The organism is Chryseobacterium lathyri (assembly GCF_019970085.1).
GTDB lineage: Bacteria > Bacteroidota > Bacteroidia > Flavobacteriales > Weeksellaceae > Chryseobacterium > Chryseobacterium lathyri.
Window position 1 is genome coordinate 1 of the sequence record NZ_JAHXYG010000009.1, and the last position, 6,027, is coordinate 6,027.

The following is a 6,027-nucleotide window of genomic DNA, read 5'->3' on the forward strand; positions in this document are numbered from 1 at the left end:
GATGAAGAAGCCAGATCAGTCATTCAGACCACGGATTTAGGATTCTTTGTTGCAGGGAATGTTCAAAACTCAGCTAAAGGCTATGGCTCCAAAGATGTTTTGATTGTAAAACTCGATAAGGATGGAAAAGAACTCTCTCAGTCTATTTTAGGAGGAAAAGGATTAGATGAAGTAGAGAAAATGATTCCTACGAAGGATGGAGGTGTATTACTAGGGATATATTCCAGAAGCAGCTTGAGCGGTTCAAAGAAAACCGAAAACTTTGGCGAAGGAGATTACTGGGTATTCAAGCTTGACAAAACCGGAAAAACAGAATGGGAAAAGAGTTTTGGGGGCAAAGCAGATGATCATTTAAGAACCTTGGCTCTAACATCTACTGGCTATTTAATTGGCGGAGAATCCAGATCCGAGAGATCAGGAAACAAAACCGAAGGTATAGAAGAAGGCACCGATCTATGGCTGATCTCCTTAAACGAAAGAGGCGAAGAACTTTGGCAGAAATCCTACAATTTTGGAAACAGGGATATTCTGATGGGAACAAGCGTGCTTCATTCAGCAGATGATAAATCTTCAAAAGGAATTCTTTTGGGAGGCTATACCCAGGCAGAAGGAAGAATTGAGACTGATGATGAAACTTTCTGGATGCTGTATCTGAACCAGGACGGTAATGAACAGTGGAGAAAACACGTAAAAGGAGAATCCAGAAAACGTGAGGAAAGATTGTCTGATATAAAACTCAACAGGGATGGCTCAATCATCCTTGCAGGAACCAGTGCAGAAGAACTTGGAAAAGAGAACTGGAAGATTATAAAGTTAGGAGATAAACAACTTGATCAGCTCATAGAAAAACAAGACATCAAAATTTATCCGAATCCTGTATATGATTATGCTTATATAGAAATAGGCTTTGACTTTAAAGAAGCTGATATTATGCTGTATGATATGGGAGGGAGACAGCTTCAGAGTTTGAAAACTAAAAATAAAGTAACGAAGATCAATACCCAGAATTTAATTCAGGGGGCTTACCTGGTAACGATAAAAACGGATATGAATAAAACTGCGAGTGCTAAACTGATAAAAAAATAAACACAATGAAAAGAAAATATTTACCAATATTATTGTTATTAGTAAACCAAACATACAAAAGTCAAAGTATACCTTCAAATAATAATTACAACCTGCCACAGATAGTGGTCCCATCTCAGGAAACATTTGCCAGCAGCAGGCTTAATTTTGAGCCTTCCTCAACAGGAGATTTTAGTTATCAATACCCTATTTATGGGGGAATTAAAACGCCTGTCAATTTAAACTATACAAGCGGGGTAAGGGTAGACGATATTGGCAACAGTACCGGAATGTCATGGCAGCTTAATACAGGGGGAGTAATATCAAGGGTAGTGAAAGATGAAACTGATGAGAATAGGACAAATTGGAAACCCACTACTGTAGATGAAACAGCAGATCTACAAAAAATAAAAGATGCTGCACGAGCGGGTAATGCCATCGACACAGAGTATGACTGGTTCAATTTCTCCATCTCAAATGGTCTGTCAGGCAGTTTTTATATAGACAGCAATCTCAATGCCCATATAGAATCGAAGGATAAGATAAAAATTCAAATCCTTGATAAGAATACACCTATAGCAGGTTATGGGAAGCTATTGGAATTTATACTCACAGATAAAACTGGGAATGAATATTATTTTGGAGGCACAGAAATAAATATTGAGAAAACAACCTATCAAAATGCAGGTCCAGATCAGCATGCCATTACAGGATGGTATCTGTATAAAATCGTTAGTCCGGAGAAAAAAGAAACCCTATTTAATTATATCACCGAAAATCTTACATATTATTCCTCACTGAACGCAAGTTTTAATGTTCAGCAGAATTGTAGCCCACCTGCCTCTTCTTCACCTTATACATATAGTGATATAACAAAAACAAAATCTACCCTGCAATCCTATAAACCAAGATTGAATACCATTTCAGAAGATGGTACGGAAATAAAATTTGTTTACAATAAAGAACGGAAAGATATATTCAACAGCAATGCTCAGAATAACCTGCTTACTTCTATAGAGATCAGAAGTAATAACAGGTTGATTGACAGTTACAGTTTTGAGTATTTTGATACGCTCAATACCCCTGCTGCTGCCTATTATGGTCTTCCGGGAGATGAAAGATCCACAACCAACAGGCATTTTCTAAAATCGGTGAACCGGGTTAACAGGAATGCTAAGACTGAATTTGAATATTTTAATTTGGGCGCACTTCCTGCAAGATTCAGTTTACGTTCAGATTATTACGGCTATCCTAACGGAGCAGGTAATTCTTCTCCATTTCCAGCCATTGCCGATGATAATAATTTTGGAATTTTTCAGGGACTTTCCAGTTACATGCCACTATCCATGCTATCTGCTGATAAAAAGGTGAATCCCCTGCTGGCATCTGTGGGTAACTTAAAAAAGATCATCCACCCTACGAAGGGAGTTTCTGAAATCTTTTACGAACCTAATGAAAGTATGGGACTGGTAAACCAACAGGTAAGTGAGTCCCGATTTTTAAGTGCCAATTTTAACAAATGTAATCTGGCCAATGATGCACCTTTGGATTCTTTTACTTTTGTTTCCAATGGAAATTTTATTGAATTTTATGGAGAAGCCTTTTTTGATGATTATTTTGGATGTGGAGAACCCGATAACCTACACGATATTCATCAGCTTAAAATAACCGACCTGACAACCGGAAATACTATTTTTTCAGATGCCAATAAAGTTTCTGAAGCTATCCAGGCTAAAGAGGGAACAAATCGTTTTCCAATCGCAACAACAAACGGACATACCTATAAAGTTGAATATTCTGTATCATCTGTAATCGGAGCTGTAAGTGGATGGTTAAATGTAACCTATAATAAGCATACTGTTTCTACTAATCAACCAATCTATTTTGGAGGTAGCAGAATAGCTTCTTTTAAAGAAACTAATGCAGAAGGTGCTAATTACACCAAGAAGTTTTATTATAATTCTTTAGCTAATATTGGTAATCAGAAGGCCTCAATCGCTGATTACAATGCTACCTATGTAATGGCACAACAACAGGAAACTTCAAAATCCTGCCAGCGTAGTGGCACTACATTTCCACAGGTCGAGATACTTAATGTTTATAGTGCCTCTCAAAACAGCATACTCCCATTTTTCAACCATAGAAAAAACAGTGTGTTTTATAGTACGGTAACAGAAGTTATAGAAGGTAAAAGTGCAGTAGAACGAAAATTTTCATATGAGGAAAATTCAGATCCTTATATTGGAAGACCTCCTGCTATTTACCATATGCCAAGTGTCAATTTGGGAGAATTAGGGTCTAACTTATTATTGGATGAGAATATTTACAAATTTGAAAATGGGGGCTATAACCGCATAATAAATAAAGCTTATCAATATGATTATTCTCAAATAAAAAGTTTGAAGAGTTATGTATTCAGAGAAAATTTCGCTTATTATCCGGATCCTGCACAAGATCAACTGATCAATATCTCATACGGTTTTTATGAAAATTACTATGGTTTCTATAATCCAACTGAGATAAAAAGCACGGAATATCTGCCTAATAATGCTACATTAATTACGACCAATACCAATACTTATTTAAATCCTAATCATTATCAGTTAACAAAAACCAAAACTCAGTTTCCTGATAATTCCATTACGGAAACTTCCTATAACTATGCCCATGAGAAAGGGAACCAGCTGATGATAAGCAAGAATATGATTGGGATTCCTTTGGAAACTTCAACGACTCAGACGATCGGAACAGTTACAAACCAACTAGAAAAAACTGAAACGATCTACCCAACTTCAGTTCCGACAACACCAGCCGGGAATTTAGTATTACCATTATCTGAAAAATCATATGATAAGCTAAATAATACTTCATCTGTGGAAGTCACCTATGATAAATACGATGATAAAGGAAACCTTCTTCAATATACTACTGATGATGGTAGTCCTGTAGCTTTTGTCTGGGGTTATAATAACACTGAGCCTATCGCCAAAATCGAAGGAATGACTTATGACCAGCTTACGGCTTCCGTTTCTGTTTCGGGGATTGTGTCCGCTTCAAACAATGATGCTTCAGATCCAACGCAGGAAGGAATTCTTTTGGAGGCGTTGAATATTTTAAGAAAACAACCGGCACTTGTAGGTAAGAAGATTACAACCTATACCTATGACCCTTTGATTGGAGTTACAAGCATTACCCCTCCTTCAGGAATCAGGCAAATATTTGTGTATGACTCAGCCAACAGGCTTAAGGAAGGAAATATCAGATTAAAGAACACTGGCGGAGCCTATATCCAGGAAACTGTTCAAAAGAATAATTACGGCTATAAACAATAATCACAAATATGAAAAAATATATTATAACAAAAGTAGTATCGATTCTCGGCCTGATCGTCGCAGGAACGAGCTATGCACAGTCCAATGAAAATTATGTGCAGTCTATAACCTGCCTTACTCATGATTGTACCAAAACATCCCAAACGATTACCTATTTTGACGGATTGGGAAGAGCAAAACAACTCATCAATGTTAAAGCGACACCAACCGGAAAAGATCTGGTAACTGCGGTTACTTACGACGGGTTCGGAAGACAGGCTAAAAATATACTTCCTGTTCCGGTGGCTACGCAAAATTCAAACATCCATTCAGGAATAACCAATGAAGCCACTGCAAACTCTTATTATGGAGTAAGCAATGCCTACGCGGAGCAGGAAATTGAAAATTCACCATTGGACAGGGTTTTGCAGCAGGCTCAGGCCGGAGAAGCATGGAAACTGAGTTCAGGACATACGAAGAAATTCAAATACGAAGCGAATACAGCAAACGAGGTCAAAAAGTTTGTGGTAACTACTTCAATTATTACCGCCAATAATGTTTCAGGCACCAGCTCTTCACTGAAAGTATCTTCTGAAAATTCAGGATATTATCCAGCCGGAGTACTGTATAAAAATACAGTATCAGATGAAGACGGAAGTCCTGTTATCCAGTTCCAGAACGGAAACGGACAAACCCTATTAATCCGTAAAACAGACGGTACTCAAAATATTGACACCTATTATGCTTACAACGAGTATAACCAGTTGGCATATATCATTCCCCCTAAAGCCGTGCAGCAGATTGAGCAGGGCGGTAATATAGTAACTACGATTATCCTGCAAGATTTATGTTATCAATACAATTATGATGGGCGAAACAGGGAAGTAGAAAAAAAGCTGCCTGGAAAAGACTGGGAGTTTACAGTATATGACAAACAGGACAGGCCTGTTCTTTCACAGGATGGCTATCTGAGAACTACGACCAATCATTTCGGAAGCAGAGGCTGGATCTTTACTAAGTATGACGAATTCGGCAGAGTCGTGTATACGGGCTTCTTTTCCAACACAGCAACCAGAAGGGTTATGCAGAGCGCCTTGAATAGCATGTCTGCTAATGCCTATAATAACGAAAAGAGAAGCACCAGCTCATTTAACCAGCAGGGAATTAATGTGTACTACGATAAACAGGCTTTTCCTACAGGAAGCATGACCCTTCTCTCGGTAAACTATTATGATACCTATCCGCCTGAAGCTCCCGCTGTTCCTACAACTATTTTAGGACAGTATACATTGCCACAGACATTGGGTGCTAATGATGATGCCTCTACCAACAGCCTACAGACTGCATCGTACATGAAGAACATTGAAGATAATAACTGGACGAAAACCTATAATTATTATGATTCAATGGGAAGGCTTATTTCCACAAATACGATTAATCATTTGGGTGGTTACACCAACAAGGAGTTTAAACTTGGTTTTACAGGGCAGACAGATGAAAGCTATACTGCCCACAAAAGAAGAGCTACTGATGCAGAAGTTAAGGTAAAAGAAAGGTTTGTCTATGATAACCAGAACAGACTGCTGAAGCAATATCATCAGGTAGACACAAATACGGAGGAATTACTGGCTGAAAATACCTACAATGAAAT

3 protein-coding genes are annotated in these 6,027 nt (G+C 38.0%); all 3 read left to right on the plus strand.

Annotated elements, in window-relative coordinates; all coding sequences use genetic code 11:
- A partial coding sequence (locus LC418_RS20775; protein WP_223560509.1) for a T9SS type A sorting domain-containing protein occupies positions 1–1,086 on the plus strand: 1,086 nt, incomplete at its 5' end.
- A 5-nt stretch (positions 1,087–1,091) separates the two neighbouring features.
- On the plus strand, positions 1,092–4,397 hold the full coding sequence (locus LC418_RS20780; protein ID WP_223560510.1) for a hypothetical protein: 3,306 nt from the start codon (positions 1,092–1,094) through the stop codon (positions 4,395–4,397).
- A gap of 8 nt (positions 4,398–4,405) precedes the next feature.
- A partial coding sequence (locus LC418_RS20785; protein ID WP_223560511.1) for a DUF6443 domain-containing protein occupies positions 4,406–6,027 on the plus strand: 1,622 nt, incomplete at its 3' end.